The organism is Mesorhizobium sp. GW821-FHT07A06 (assembly GCF_059419085.1).
This window is the reverse complement of the sequence record NZ_JBWKRC010000001.1, coordinates 469572-483365: the sequence shown is the minus strand read 5'-3', so window position 1 is coordinate 483365 and position 13794 is coordinate 469572. Positions and strand designations below refer to the sequence as shown.

Annotated in this window: 15 protein-coding genes; 5 read left to right on the top strand and 10 right to left on the bottom strand. The window is 62.9% G+C overall.

From position 1 onward, the window contains the following. Positions 1-77 precede the first annotated feature (77 nt). On the top strand, positions 78-557 hold the full coding sequence (locus AC07SZ_RS02335; RefSeq protein ID WP_494913119.1) for an Lrp/AsnC family transcriptional regulator: 480 nt from the start codon (positions 78-80) through the stop codon (positions 555-557). A gap of 82 nt (positions 558-639) precedes the next feature. Beyond that, on the top strand, positions 640-1782 hold the full coding sequence (locus AC07SZ_RS02330) for a flavin-containing monooxygenase (RefSeq protein ID WP_494913118.1): 1143 nt from the start codon (positions 640-642) through the stop codon (positions 1780-1782). A gap of 22 nt (positions 1783-1804) precedes the next feature. Here AC07SZ_RS02330 and AC07SZ_RS02325 read toward each other — a convergent pair whose 3' ends face one another. The 6 genes from AC07SZ_RS02325 to AC07SZ_RS02300 form a co-directional block, all read right to left on the bottom strand. Continuing rightward, positions 1805-3913, bottom strand: a complete 2109-nt coding sequence (locus AC07SZ_RS02325; RefSeq protein ID WP_494913117.1) for a molybdopterin-containing oxidoreductase family protein — start codon at positions 3911-3913, stop codon at positions 1805-1807. Positions 3914-4125: 212 nt separating this feature from the next. Then, a complete protein-coding gene (locus AC07SZ_RS02320) occupies positions 4126-6003 on the bottom strand; it encodes an ABC-F family ATP-binding cassette domain-containing protein (RefSeq protein WP_056565525.1) in 1878 nt (625 codons plus the stop codon). 136 nt (positions 6004-6139) lie between these two features. Then, positions 6140-6589 carry a Ros/MucR family transcriptional regulator gene (locus tag AC07SZ_RS02315; RefSeq protein ID WP_081294783.1) on the bottom strand — a complete coding sequence of 150 codons (450 nt, stop codon included), beginning with the start codon at positions 6587-6589 and terminating at the stop codon, positions 6140-6142. 161 nt (positions 6590-6750) lie between these two features. After that, entirely contained in the window at positions 6751-6954 is a 204-nt protein-coding gene (locus tag AC07SZ_RS02310; protein WP_056563138.1) for a hypothetical protein, read from the bottom strand. Then, complete coding sequence (locus tag AC07SZ_RS02305) at positions 6947-7870, bottom strand: DMT family transporter (RefSeq protein WP_056563142.1); 924 nt, start codon at positions 7868-7870, stop codon at positions 6947-6949. Before AC07SZ_RS02305 ends, AC07SZ_RS02310 begins: the two co-directional genes overlap by 8 nt. A gap of 45 nt (positions 7871-7915) precedes the next feature. After that, a complete protein-coding gene (locus AC07SZ_RS02300; protein ID WP_056563145.1) occupies positions 7916-8752 on the bottom strand; it encodes a hypothetical protein in 837 nt (278 codons plus the stop codon). Between the two features lie 111 nt (positions 8753-8863). Between AC07SZ_RS02300 and AC07SZ_RS02295 the strand changes: the two genes are divergently transcribed. Next, positions 8864-9823 carry a LysR substrate-binding domain-containing protein gene (locus AC07SZ_RS02295; RefSeq protein WP_494913116.1) on the top strand — a complete coding sequence of 320 codons (960 nt, stop codon included), beginning with the start codon at positions 8864-8866 and terminating at the stop codon, positions 9821-9823. Between the two features lie 67 nt (positions 9824-9890). Here the strand turns inward: AC07SZ_RS02295 and AC07SZ_RS02290 are convergent, their stop codons facing one another. Next, a complete protein-coding gene (locus tag AC07SZ_RS02290; RefSeq protein ID WP_056563151.1) occupies positions 9891-10403 on the bottom strand; it encodes a DinB family protein in 513 nt (170 codons plus the stop codon). A gap of 66 nt (positions 10404-10469) precedes the next feature. Here AC07SZ_RS02290 and AC07SZ_RS02285 point away from each other — a divergent pair, with 66 nt between their 5' ends. Next, positions 10470-11162 (top strand): glutathione S-transferase family protein, encoded by a 693-nt coding sequence (locus AC07SZ_RS02285; protein WP_494913115.1) that lies wholly within the window; start codon positions 10470-10472, stop codon positions 11160-11162. An 82-nt stretch (positions 11163-11244) separates the two neighbouring features. Here AC07SZ_RS02285 and AC07SZ_RS02280 read toward each other — a convergent pair whose 3' ends face one another. Further along, positions 11245-11625: a DUF2934 domain-containing protein gene (locus AC07SZ_RS02280; protein ID WP_244493889.1), complete on the bottom strand. Its 381-nt coding sequence runs from the start codon at positions 11623-11625 to the stop codon at positions 11245-11247. Positions 11626-11955: 330 nt separating this feature from the next. Here AC07SZ_RS02280 and ndk point away from each other — a divergent pair, with 330 nt between their 5' ends. After that, a complete protein-coding gene (ndk, locus tag AC07SZ_RS02275) occupies positions 11956-12378 on the top strand; it encodes a nucleoside-diphosphate kinase (RefSeq protein WP_010915217.1) in 423 nt (140 codons plus the stop codon). A 61-nt stretch (positions 12379-12439) separates the two neighbouring features. Here the strand turns inward: ndk and AC07SZ_RS02270 are convergent, their stop codons facing one another. After that, positions 12440-13204 (bottom strand): YbaY family lipoprotein, encoded by a 765-nt coding sequence (locus AC07SZ_RS02270; RefSeq protein ID WP_056565535.1) that lies wholly within the window; start codon positions 13202-13204, stop codon positions 12440-12442. Positions 13205-13309: 105 nt separating this feature from the next. Then, entirely contained in the window at positions 13310-13789 is a 480-nt protein-coding gene (locus AC07SZ_RS02265; RefSeq protein ID WP_494913114.1) for a molybdenum cofactor biosynthesis protein MoaE, read from the bottom strand. Positions 13790-13794: the final 5 nt, after the last annotated feature.

Below are 13794 nucleotides of genomic sequence, written 5' to 3'. Positions count from 1 at the left end.
ATATATTGCAAGGCAGGCGCAAAGAGCGCTGTAATTAGGCCTTCAAAATGCAAGTTTCTTTCGCCGGGATAGCTCCATTGCCTCCATCGCCGCTCCCGCTCGACAGTTTCGACCTCGCCATCCTTGCCATCCTGCAACGGGACAACACCACGCCGCAGCGGCTGATCGGCGAAGCGGTGAACCTGTCGGCGCCAGCGGTGCAGCGGCGCATAAAGCGCATGGAGCAGACCGGCGTCATCGCCGCCAATGTCGCGATCATCGAACCCGCGGCGGTCGGCCAACCCATCACCATCTTCGTCGAGGTGGAGCTGGAGAGCGAACGCACCGAACTGATCGATGCCGCCAAGCGGCAATTCTCCGAAACGCCTGAAGTGCAGCAATGCTATTACGTCACCGGCGAAGCCGACTTCATCCTGGTCATCACGGTGGCCGACATGGGCGCCTATGAGGCGCTGACGCGCAAACTTTTCTTCGGCAGCAACAATGTCCGGAAATTCCGCACCTTCGTCGCCATGGACCGGGTCAAGGTCGGGCTGACGGTGCCGTTGCCGGACTGACCCTTGCCGGCAGGCAGGGCTCCAGCCAGGCTCGCCATGCTTTTGACATTCTCAGGACGCGAACTGAGCGGCGGAGGCGCGCTTGGACGATACCACCCCGGTTGCGATCATCGGTGCCGGGCCGGCGGGCCTGGCTGTTGCCGCATGCCTGCGCCAGGCCGACGTCGACTTCATCATCATGGAAAAAGAGCAGCAGGCCGCACCCGCATGGCGGCGGCACTACGAGCGCGTCCACCTGCATACCACCAAGCGCTATTCGTCCCTGCCGTTCGCGCCCTTCCCCAGGCATTATCCACGTTATGTACCGCGCGATCTCTTCGTCGACTATATCGATGCCTATGCGCAGCGCTTCGACCTGCGACCCCAATTTGGGGAAACGGTCAAAGCGATCGCCCGGGAGGACCAGGGCTGGCGTGTGGAGGCGACATCCGGTCCGTTGCGCGCCAGGCATGTGGTGATTGCGTCAGGCTACAATGCCGAGCCCTTGCGGCCCGGATTTACCGGCATCGACACCTTTACTGGCAAGACATTGCACAGCGCCGACTATCGCAATGCCATGCCTTTCGCCGGCCAGTCGGTGCTGGTCGTCGGCATGGGCAACACCGGCGCCGAGATTGCGCTCGACCTGGCGGAAAACGGCGCAAAACCGACGATTTCCGTGCGCGGCGGCGTTCATGTCGTGCCGCGTGAGCTGTTCGGCGTGCCCATCCAGATGGTCGGCATGGCGGCGCGGCTCGGGCCGCAACGCGTCAATGACGCTCTCTTCCCCATCATCCTCGACCTGGTGCTGGGCAGGCTGGAAAAATATGGGCTCAAACGGCCGGGACAGGGCCTGCTGCAACAGATTGCGGTCGCATCGCGCATTCCGGTGATCGATGTGGGCACCATCGACAAGATCCGCGAAGGCGCGATCAAGGTCGCGCCCGATATCGCCGAGATCTCGGAACGCGGCGCCCGTTTTACCGATGGCAAGCACGGCGAATTCGACGCGATCATCTTCGCCACTGGTTTCCGGCCGGGCTATGCCAAATTTCTCGGGCCCGGCATCCAGCCAGGCCGCAGTGGCGTCACCGCACAGGCCTCGGATCTCGGCCTCTACCTCGTTGGCTTCCACAATGCGGTCACCGGGTTGTTGCGCGAGATCGCGATCGAAGCCCAGGCGATCGCCGATGACATCCATCACCGGCTGAACAGAAAAAAGGCCACCGAAATCCTGCCGGTATAGTCGACCCAGCACCTTGCCCGGCTCAACTTGCCTTGCGCAGCCAGACCTTGTTGTCATGGAAGGCGGCGCCGCCATAGGGCGCCGGCGCATCGGCGCCGGTCAGCACGTTGATGCCCTCGCCGCGCTCATGCGCGCTGTTTGGCCAGATGCCTTCGGCGATCACCACGCCGCGCTTGATGCCGTCGAAGAATTTCGCGTGCAGCACCAGGTCGCCCCGCCGGTTGCCGACCTCGACACGATCGCCATCGGCAAGTCCAAGGTCCGCCGCATCGTCGGGATGCAGGAGGAGTGCCGGCCTGCCTTCCTTTTCCTTTGACACCGGCGTCTCGGCAAAGGTCGAGTTGAGGAAGTTGCGCGCCGGCGAGGTCGTCAGCCGGAACGGATGCGCCTCGTCGGCGACCTCGATCAGATCGACATGGTCGGGAAATTCCGGCAGGCGTTCCAAAGGTCCGAACAGGCCCATGCTCTTCGGCGGCCGGTTTGGAGCCGCCTGGCCGGTCCAGTCGGCGCGGAAGCGGAACTTTCCATCCGCGTGGCCGAATCCTCCAATGAAATGCGCGCTCTCGAAATCAGGCTGCAAATCGACCCATTTCTGCTCTTTCAAGCTGTCGAAGCTGCCCAGCCCGCGCTTGCCCAGAATGATGTCGATGTGTTGCTGCTCGGTCAGGCCAAAGCCCGGGCGATCGGCGACGCCGAGGCGTTTGGCCAGTTCCTCGATGACGAAGTGATTGGTGCGCGGCCCTTCCGGCGGCTCGATCAGCTTGGGGCCGAGCGTGATGTGCTGGTTGCCGCCGCCCTTGTAGACATCGTCATGCTCGACGAACATCGTCGCCGGCAGCACGACGTCGGCGAGCTTGGCGGTGTCGGTCATGAACTGCTCGTGCACGCACGTGAACAGGTCGTCGCGCAGGAAACCCTGCTTTACCAGCCGCTGCTCTGGCGCGACATTCACCGGGTTGGTGTTCTGGATCAGCATGGCCGTCACCGGAGGTCCGCCATAGAGCGCGTCGCTGGCGCCGGTCAGCACTGGGCCGATGCGCGAATGATCGAGATAGCGAATCGCTGGATCGCGCATCCTCGAGCCTTCCAGAACGTCCTGGTTAAGCTTGAAGATGCCGGAATTCGAATGGAAGGCGCCGCCGCCCTCATATTGCCAGCTGCCGGTGACCGCGGCGATGCAGGACGCGGCATGCATGTTCACCGCGCCGTTGCGCTGACGGGCAAAGCCGTAGCCGAGGCGGAAATAGGTTTTCCTGATCGTGCCAACCAGGTGGGCAAAGGCCTCGATTTCGGCCACTGAAAGCCCAGTGATCCCGGCTGCCCACTCCGGCGTGCGCGTCCTCAGATGCTCTTCCAAACCCTTTGGGTCATCGGTGTATTTTTCGAGATACGCACGGTCGGCCAAGCCTTCCCTGAACAGCACATGCATGACCGCGCAAGCCAGCGCGCCGTCGGTGCCGGGCTTCAGGACCAGGCCCATATCGGCCTGCTTCATGGTCGCGTTTTCATAGACGTCGATGACGACGATTTTGGCGCCGCGTTCCTTGCGCGCCCTGATGGCATGGGTCATCACATTGACCTGGGTGACCACCGCGTTGGTGCCCCAGATCACCACGCAGTCGGATTTGGCCATCTCGCGCGGGTCGGGCCCGCGCAAGGCTCCCGCCCCCATCATCCAGCCGGTCCAGGCCAGATTGGTGCAGATCGACCCGAAGAAGCCCGAATATTTTTTGGCGTGGCGCAGCCGGTGGATGCCGTCGCGCTGAACCAGTCCCATCGTGCCGGCATAGAAATAGGGCCACACCGTCTCCGAGCCGTATTTCTCTTCGGCCGCGTTGAACTTTTCGGCGACGAGGTCGAGTGCCGCGTCCCAGCTCGCTTCCTTCCACAGTCCGTCGCCCTTGGCGCCGGCCCGCACCAGCGGCTTCAGCAAGCGGTCGGGATGATGGACACGGTCGGCGTAGCGGGCAACCTTGGCGCAGACCACCCCCGATGTGTAGCTATTGGCCTTGGCGCCATGGACGCGGCCGATGCGGTTGCCGTCAAGCAGTTCGACCTCGAGCGCGCAGGTCGATGGGCAATCATGCGGACAGGCCGAATGGCCGATGCGGAGCTTGGCGTGCTGGTTCATGGGGTGAGGTTAGCCGGTTCCAGACGTAGCGTGTAGGGCCAGATTTGCCGACAAGCTGCGTTTGGGAGATGTCTTTTCCACCTGCCATGGCGTGACGGTGGCTCACCGTCCCTTGATGGGAAGGGCGGCGCTCGGCGCCGGGGTTGGTGAACCGCCGCGTTGCCCCCACACCGCTTCGCGGATCGACCCTCCCCCTCGAGGGGGAGGGTAAATCACTCCGCCGTGCCTTCCTCATATTCAGCCGACATGGTCAGCCATTTTTCCTCGTGGCCGGCCAGCGTCTGGGCGAGTTGCGAGCGTTCCTTGGCCAGGCGTGTCGCGGTCGAGGGATCCTTTTCGTAGATCGCCGGGTTGGCCAACTCGTCCTCGATGCCGTCGATGCGCTTGCGGATGCGGTCCATCAGCGCCTCGGTGGCGCGGATTTCCTTGGCCAGCGGCTCGAAAGCGGCGCGGCGTGCCGCCGCATCGCGGCGGCGGTCGGCTTTTGACGCCTTGTCAGCCTCACGCTTGCCGCGGCGGTCACCGGACACGCCGGTGACCAGCGTCTTGTAGTCCTCCAGGTCGCCGTCATAAGGGTTGACCGCGCCATCCTTGACCAGCCACAGCCGGTCGGCGGTCGCCTCGAGCAAGTGGCGGTCGTGCGAGATGAGGATGACCGCGCCGGGAAACTCGTTGAGCGCATGGATCAGCGATTCACGGCTGTCGATGTCGAGGTGGTTGGTCGGTTCGTCGAGGATGAACAGGTTCGGCCCCTCGAAGGCCGACAGGCCCATCAGAAGGCGCGCCTTCTCGCCGCCGGACAGGTCCTTGGCGGGCGTATTCATCTTCTCGGTGGTGAGACCGAACTGGGCGACGCGGCCGCGCACCTTGGATTCCGGCGCTTCCGGCATTAGCCGGCGCACATGCTCATAGGCATTTTCCTCCGGACGGAGATCGTCGAGCTGGTGCTGGGCGAAGATCGCCACCTTCAGCCCGGGCGCCACGGTCATGGTGCCGGTCTCCTGCTTGAGCCGGCCGGACAGCAGTTTGGCGAAAGTCGACTTGCCGTTGCCGTTGGCGCCGAGCAGCGCGATGCGGTCGTCGGCGTCGATGCGCAGCGTCATCTTCTTCAGGATCGGCTGGCCTTCGGTATAGCCGACATTGACGTTGTTCAGCGCAACGATCGGCGAGGCAACCGTCTTCACTGGTTCGGGAAAGGAGAACGGCCGCACCGAATCGTTCACGATGGCCGCGATCGGCTTCATCTTCTCCAGCGCCTTGATGCGCGACTGCGCCTGCCTGGCCTTGGAGGCCTTGGCGCGGAAGCGCTCGACGAAGGATTCCATATGCTTGCGGGCGGCCTCCTGCTTGACCCTGCCCTTTTCCTGCAATTCCTTCTGCTCGGTATACTGGCGCTCGAACTGGTCGTAGCCGCCGCGCCAGAAGGTCAGCTTCTTCTGGTCGAGATGAACGATCGAATTGACGGCGCGATTGAGCAGGTCGCGATCGTGCGAAATCAGAAGCACCGTGTGCGGATACTTCGACACATAGTTCTCCAGCCACAGCGTGCCTTCGAGATCGAGATAGTTGGTCGGCTCGTCGAGCAGCAGGAGATCTGGTTCCGAAAACAGCACGGCGGCCAGCGCCACGCGCATGCGCCAGCCGCCGGAGAAGGACGAGGCCGGACGGCGCTGCGCCGCATCGTCGAAGCCGAGGCCGGCGAGGATGGTGGCCGCGCGCGACTCGGCCGAATGCGCGTCGATGTCGGCCAGCCGCATGTGGATGTCGGCGATGCGGTGCGGATCGGTGGCGGTCTTTTCCTCTTCGAGCAGCGCCGTACGCTCAAGGTCGGCCTTGAGCACAATCTCGATCAGCGGCTCCTCGGTCCCCGGCGCTTCCTGCGCCACCTGGCCGATGCGCGTGTTCTTCGGCAGGCTGATCGAGCCTGTCTCGGAGGGAAAATCGCCGGTGATCGCCTTGAACAGCGTCGTCTTGCCGGTACCGTTGCGACCGACAAGGCCGGCCTTGGTGCCAGCCGGCAAGGTCAGCGAGGCATGGTCGAGAAGCAGGCGCCCGGCCATGCGGAGCGAAAGGTCATTGATGATCAGCATGGCCGCGCTTTTGCACCGGACATCGACGCTTCGCAAGACCTTGCGGACCGGTTGGCCGTACAAGGCCTGAAAACGGCGCCTGCGATTGCGCCGTCCAGCCGCCGATCAATGGCTCGCCGTACCGGCCGGCAAGGCCTCAGGCCGTGGCCTTGCCACGCTTTGTCGCCTTGGCGACAGTGGCCGGTGCAGCCGGCTTGCGGCCAAGTCCCGTCGACTTCGCCAGCGCCGACCGGGTCGCCGAGTAGTTCGGAGCAACCATCGGATAGTCCGGCGGCAAGCCCCATTTGGCCCGATAGTCGTCCGGGCTCAAACCATAGTCTGTCCTGAGGTGTCGCTTGAGCGACTTGAATTTCTTTCCATCCTCCAGGCAGACGATGTAGTCGGGAAACACCGACTTTTTCGGATTGACAGCCGGAACCAGGCTCGGGCTTTCCACGACGGCCGCGCCAGCCAGCTTGCGAACCGAGGCGCTGACGCTGGCAATCAGGTCAGGCAGGCCGGAAGCCGGAAGCGGATTGTTGCCGACATAGGCCGAGACAATATCGGCCGTCAGCTCGATAACGGTCTTATCCTCGATATTTGACAATTCTTTCACCTTCTTTGCGACAAAGTCATCCACCCCAGCGAAGACTTTTGTCGATGTATCTCTTTAACCGCGTCCCCCAACGGGCCGCCAAGCTCCAAAACGAATCAAGACTTGGCGTCAACTACTTTTATGGAAAATCGACGTCACGCAAATTAGAAAATCTAATACTTGGAGCCGGCAGACTTGGTTGTCCGGCCGTCGGCCAATATCTCAAGAATACGCTTCCATCGGGCACAGCGCCCGAAATCCTTCTGTTCAATCGCCTTCTCGGCCTTCATCGCCGCGTAAAGCGGTGCCTCGGCGCCGAATTCCTTGATCAGCCAGTGCGCTTCCTGCCTCGCGAGACGTTCATCTTCGTCAAACATGGTCTTGCGCCTCCGAACGTTCCAGCCCGACCGCTATGCAACTGCCGATGACAAGGACTGCTCCGGCGATAGCGGTCGTCGTCAGTCGTTCGCCGGACAGGGTCAGCAGCAACGTCGACGCGATCGGCGTGAGATAGGCGATGACAGCGACCTTGCCGCTGCCTTCGAGCTTCAAGGCGCGAGACCAGAGGTGGTAACCCAGGCCCATCGGGCCGGCGCCAAGATAGAGCCCAAGGGCCAGATCCACCCCGGTGGGCCATGCGACGCCTTCGCGAGCCGACCATAAAAGCGTCAAGGCGACGCCGACCAGCGACGAGGGCAGCAACAGCCGCTCGGGCGACGTAGCGAGCCGCCTCACCATCACCGAATAAAAGGCCATGCACAGCGCGGACCCGAAGGCGGCGAAATAGCCGACAAGATCGCCCTGGAACCAGGCGCTCTCACGCCCGCCCGAAATCACCAGTGCGACGCCGACGAACCCAAGGGCCGCGGCAAGCCCCAGCAAAGCCGGACGGCGCGGATTTTCGAACACGATCACTGCCGCGGCCACCATCAAGGGCCAAGTGTAGGCCACGAGATTGGCCTCGATTACCGGCATCGATGCAAAGGCGATGTATTGCAGCACCATGGTGCCGACCAGACCGATGAAGCCGACCGCGAGCGATGCCAACGCCGCCCCGGCCACCGGCGCGGACTTTTCCCGGCTCATCAGCCGGATGACGGCGAGGACCAGTGCAGCCCCTGCAAATTGCAGGAACTGCACCTGCGAGACCGGATGGTTGGCCAAGAGGGATTTGCCGACCAAGGCATTGGTCGACCACAAAGCCACCGCGCCGGCGGCGAAGACCAGCCCGGATAGCGAGCCTGACCCATGCCGAAGGAATCGGCATGGCGCTCTATCTCCAGGCTTGACCATGACCTTGTCCGAAAACCGGGTTCCACTTTTCGGAATCATGGTTCGCTACCATGAGTCCCGTGTCCCGCCTGGAACCTGTGCTTCGGCAGATGGGGCGGGCGTGGGATGCTCCGCCTCGAACCGGCGATAGGCAGGCAACTGGTTGGTCCAGACATCTTCGGCCAGTTCGTTGACCCACTGGCGGTCGTGGTCGTTGTCGGCGGCAAGATAGAACATGCGGTTGTCGTCGACATAGGGCTTGGCCACCGAACGCTGGTTGAGCACCAGTGTGACGCGCTCGCCGTACTGGATCGGCGCTGTGCGATGCAGGACGCCAAGGAACTGGCCGAGCGTCGCGTATTTCATCTTGTGATCGATGCGCATGATACGGTTGCGCGGGATTTCGCGTCCGGATTCGAGGATGGCGCGGCCGGTCTCGGAATCGTCGCAATAAATTTCGAGATGGCCGCCGACCAGCGGATCGCTGATCGACAGCGGAATGAGCTCGGTGACCGGAACGCCGTCGCAATGCCATTCGACGGCGCCATCCCTGGGATTCATGAAGGTGACGGTCGAGCCGACGATCGACAGCGGATAGGGCTCCAGCTTCGTGCCCATCATGTCAGACAGTCGCTCCAGGCGCAGCTTGTCGTGCAGCAATTCCTTGATTTCGGGGATGAAACGGTCAGCGCCGGTGATAAAGGTCAGGTCGAGATGCTTGTGCACAGCATGGCTCGCCTTGAGCTTCAGGGCAGCCTCCTCGATTGCGGCAAGCAGGGCCGGATCATAGCCATGAAGATACTGCGCAACGCCGAAACTCGACACTTTCCAGGCGGTTTCGTGTCCGATAATGGCCTCGCGGCTCATCGCATAGCGCAGTTCGGGTATGGTGTGTGCGTTCATTGTACTTCTCCAAGCGGGGGCAAACACTTGGTTAACAGTCGATTAAATTAGCCCCCCCTGTAAAATTAGGAATGCTAGTGCTACCGTAAGCCCAGCTTAAGGTCGAACCCAGTGCGTCTGCTCAGTCAGGTCAACCTCAATTCGCTGAAAATCGTGGAAAGTGCTGCAAGGCACGGCAATTTCACGCGCGCGGGCGAAGAGCAGTTTATCACCGCTTCCGCAGTCAGCCAGCGCGTCAAGAGCCTTGAGGACCAGCTGCGCTTCAAGATTTTCCAGCGCGGCGGCAATGCGGTGTCGCTGACGCCGGAGGGCGAGACCTATGTCTCGCGCGTTCGAGAGGCACTGGAGCGAATCGTCGCCGCCAGCATGGAAGCGACCGGGCAATCGCAGGAGCATGTGCTGAAAATATCCGTGCTGCCGACGTTTGCCGCGCGCTGGCTGTTTCCGCGCCTGCCGCTGTTTCAGCGGCGATATCCCGATATCGTGATGCGGGTTTCGACCTCCTACGCCACGCATGAGTTCACGACCTCCGATTTCGATCTCGAAATCCGCTATGGCGACGGCCACTTCAACGGGTTGCCATCCGATCTGCTGTTTCGGGAAGACCTGACGCCGGTGTGCAGCCGCAAGCTGTTCCATGAGGTTCTCGGCGACAAGCCGCTGTCGAAGGTGACCCCGGATGACCTCAAGCTCTTCACCCTATTGCATTCCGATACCTGCACCCAGAACTGGCAATCCTGGCTGGCTTTCGCCGGCGCCAGCTTCGTGCTCAGCGAGACCAAGAGCATCTATTTCGACTCGTGCATGATGTCCTACGAGGCGGCCAATGCCGGAATGGGTTTCGCCGTCGCCAACCGCGCCTACATGGCCAGCGACATCCGCGCCGAAAGGCTGGTCGCTCCCTTTGCCGTCCACCACCCGAACACGGCCGGCTGGTATTTCGTCTCCCCGCACAAGAGCCTGGCCGCACGCAAGGTGCAGCTGTTCAAACAATGGGTAATGGCGGAAGCGGCCCTGACGCAGCGCCAATTGGATAGCGAAATCAGAGACTTGGCCGCTGAGGTTGTCTGAAATTCGGATCGTCCCTCGATGACGGCGCGAGCCGCCAGCTCTCGAATCCAGAACGAAAACAACGGGATCAGGCGAAAGCCCTGCCCTCCTCCGTGCGCTGGAAATGCGCCAGATCGAGTTGCACGGAAGGGCGACCGAGAACCGTGAGGATCATATGCGCCTGACCGCGATGATGGGTCTGGTGGTTGAAGACATGAGCGAGCGCCGGCGCCAGGCGCTGCGAGACGGTGCGCATGTCCGATACGGTCATATAGGTGAAGCGGCCCGACAGCGCCTTGTCGCTCAAGCCGGCGAGCCAGTCGATGATCCGCCGATCCTCCGCCTCGCGCGCCGTCCTCAAATCGGGCAAGGTGCGATGCAGCACGGCGTCCAGCGCCGTCGGCGCGTCGCCTTCGCCGGTGAAGCGCTTCATCCAGATGCGATCGGCGGCGAGCAGGTGGTTGAGCGTGCCCATCAGCGAGCCGAAGAAGGCGCCGACATCGCGGTTGAATTCCTCCTCATCGAGATCGGTCGCCGCGGCATAGATGCGGCCATTGGCCCATTGATTGTAGGCCGCAAACATCATGAAGTGCTGTTTCATCTTTTCTCCCGCCGCCCGTCTCGGGGTGTCGCGAGCGATACCTAGACCGCAAAGGGACCCGCGCCAATGACCATTCTGCTTTATGATCTCGTCGGGCGTGACGAGAGCCGTCCGTTCAGCCCGCATTGCTGGAAGGCAACGATGGCGCTGGCCCACAAAGGCCTCGATGTCTCAACCGCGCCGACGCGTTTTCTCGAGGTCCCCACCATAGAAGGCGGCGCTTCGAAAAGCGTTCCGGTGATCCGCGACGGCGACAAGGTGGTCATCGATTCCTTCGCCATCGCGCTCTATCTAGACGAAGCCTATCCGGACCGGCCGACGCTGTTTGGCGGCGAAGGCGGCAAGGCGATGGCGCGCTTCATCGAGCGCTGGTCGCAATTGACCATCCATCCCTACGTCACCACGGCCACGCTCACCGACCTCCATGCCATGCAGGACGAAGAGAACGCCGTGTATTTCCGGCAGAGCCGGGAGCAGCGCCTCGGCAAGCCGTTGGAAAATGTCGTCGCGGCACGCGACGGCGGATTGGCGGCGTTTCGGGCCTCGCTTGAGCCGCTGCGATCAATGCTGAGCTATCAGCCCTTTATCGGCGGTGCCTCGCCGCTGTTTGCGGACTATATCGTCTTCGGCGCGCTGCAATGGGCGCGCATTGCCACCCCTTATCAGCTGCTCGAAAACAGCGACGTGGCGGCGCAATGGTTCAGCCGCTGCCTCGACCTGCATGGCGGGCTGGGACGAAAGGTGGCGGCGGCGGCGTGACGGCCGCAAAACGCCCGCCCTGCCCGCAAGGCAGCTCGGGCGCCGTCAATCCGTGGCGAAGACCAGCTGCGGGATAGCAGGCTTACTTGGCCGCCTTCTTTGGCTTGCCGGTTTTCGGCTTGCTGGCTTTCGTGGCGGCCTTTTCTTCCTTGGGCGCGGCCTTGGCCTTGCCAGCGCCAGATGCCTTCCTGGCTGGCGTCTTGGCCGCCGACGGCTTGGCCGCGTCCTCCCGATCGATGTCGGCCGCCGCTTGGTGCCAATGGCGTTCGTGGTGACCGGCCGGTTGCCCTTCTTCCTGCCAGATCTGATGTGCGCGGTTGCGAATGCGCTCCTGACGATCGTCTGCCATGGTCATGTTGTCTCCATTCGGGCCGACTTCAGCGCGGCGCCGATACGCGACTATAGCAAGCAAAGCGTTGCTGTGCAGCCGTCTGATCCGGCCTAGGGGCTGCCGGCCCGACATCGAAGCACCTCGCCGGTCCGGCGCTCCGCGATGGGTGCTCTTCACGCGCGAGGCCAGGCAATTGGCTTTCCGTCCGCTTCGCGGACCGGTTCCCTGCCCTTCGCTATCGCTGCGGGCGTTCGTCGCTCGGAAAGCCAAGCAATTGGCTTTCCGTCCGCTTCGCGGACCGGTTCCCTGCCCTTCGCTGTCGCTGCGGGCGTTCGTCGCTCGGAAAGCCAAGCAATTGGCTTTCCGTCCGCTTCGCGGACCGCTCCTCACCCCTTGGCAATGGGTCGGGCGGCTTGTATAGAGCCCGCCACTCTCAATTCCATTCTCAGACAAGGACGACCCATGGCGCTCGAACGCACCTTCTCCATGATCAAGCCGGACGCAACCCGGCGCAACCTCACCGGCGCCATCACCAAGATGCTCGAGGACGCCGGCCTGCGCGTCATCGCTTCGCGCCGTGTGTGGATGAGCCGCCGCGAGGCGGAAGGCTTTTACGCCGTCCACAAGGACCGCCCGTTCTTCGGCGAACTGGTCGAGTTCATGTCCTCGGCTCCGACGATCGTCCAGGTTCTGGAGGGCGAGAACGCCATTGCCAGGAACCGCGAAGTGATGGGTGCCACCAACCCGGCCAACGCCGCCGAAGGCACCATCCGCAAGGTGCATGCGCTGTCGATCGGCGAGAATTCGGTGCACGGCTCCGACGCGCCGGAAACCGCCGCGCAGGAAATCAAGTACTGGTTCTCGGACACCGAGATCGTCGGCTGAGCCGACACTGCCAAGTCCTACGTGAAAAGGCCGGCACCTCGCCGGCCTTTTTCATTGGCGGTCAGCTCGCGGCGCTGAAGCGAAGGATTTCGCGGCCGTTCTTGTCCGATATGGTGAGCTTGCCGGCATCGACCTTGTAGGACGCGGCCCTGGCCAAGGCATCGAACAGCGCCTTTTCCTCGGCCATCACCTCGGACGCGCAGGCCTTGTAGGTCGAACCGATATTGCTGATCGCGATCGCCTGGCCATCGACCTTCGCTGTGGCAAAATAGGCGTTGCAGGGGCCACTGCCGCCGGCCTTGCCGGCCTCGCTGACCCTGAACGTCGCCTGCGGCGCGGTGATGGCGCCGAAGCCGTCGACATAGTCGGCCACCCAGAGCTGACCAAAGACGGAAGCCGTCGGCTCGCCGCCTGGCGCGACCATCTTGAGCATGATGGTTTGCGGTGCGCCGGCCAGCGGATCGAGCTGGTGGCGCACATCGGAAATGAACATCAACTTGCCGTCGACAGTGATCCGCGCCTGCAGCGCATAGGTCATCTGTGACCGGATCGCCGCTGGATCGAATTTGATCTCGAAGCTGATCGGCACCTGGCCGGTCGGCTTGATGGTCTGCTCGCCGATGACCCTGGCCGGCGCGTCGGCCAGCGAGACATCGACAAGCTGGACGGAAAGCGCGGCGCTGGGCGGCAGGGCGATGCGCTCGCGATAGATCACCTCGCCTCTCACCGCCTTCTCGGCGGCCACGGACAGTTCCGGCACCGCCAGGATACCGACGATCAGAGGCACGAAACCGAAGACGAAGAACTCCGCGAGCCTGTCCAGCATGACCACCTCCCTTGCCAGGGATCGCCAATCCCCGGGCTGCCAATGGCTGACCACGCCGTCCATCTGGCCAAAGGATTGCGGTCAATGCATGGCTGCGACGGGGATTTATTCGGAAGGCGACTTCCAGCGCCCTGCCGCTTCGGCGTCGATTTCCTTGGCCTCGACCCAGCCGCCTTCCGAGCAATCGGCGCGATGCTCCTTCTTCCAGAAGGGTGCACGCGACTTCAGATAATCCATGAGGAAATTCGCCGCATCGAACGCCGCCTGGCGATGGGCCGAGGCGGCCACCACCAGCACAATATTCTGACCCGGGGCGATCTTGCCATGGCGGTGGATGACGGTGAGGCCTTGCAGCGGCCAGCGCTGAACCGCCTCAGCGGCGATACGACCGATCTCGGCTTCCGCCATGCCGGGATAATGCTCGAGCTCCAGTGCTGACAGGGAGCCCTGCTCATCCCGACAAAGACCGGAGAATGTGACCACCGCGCCGATATCGGCGCGGCCTTGCGTCAGCCCGGCAATCTCGGCGGCGACGTCGAAATCCTGGCGCTGGATGCGCACGCTCGGCACAAGTACGGCCGACATGAGTA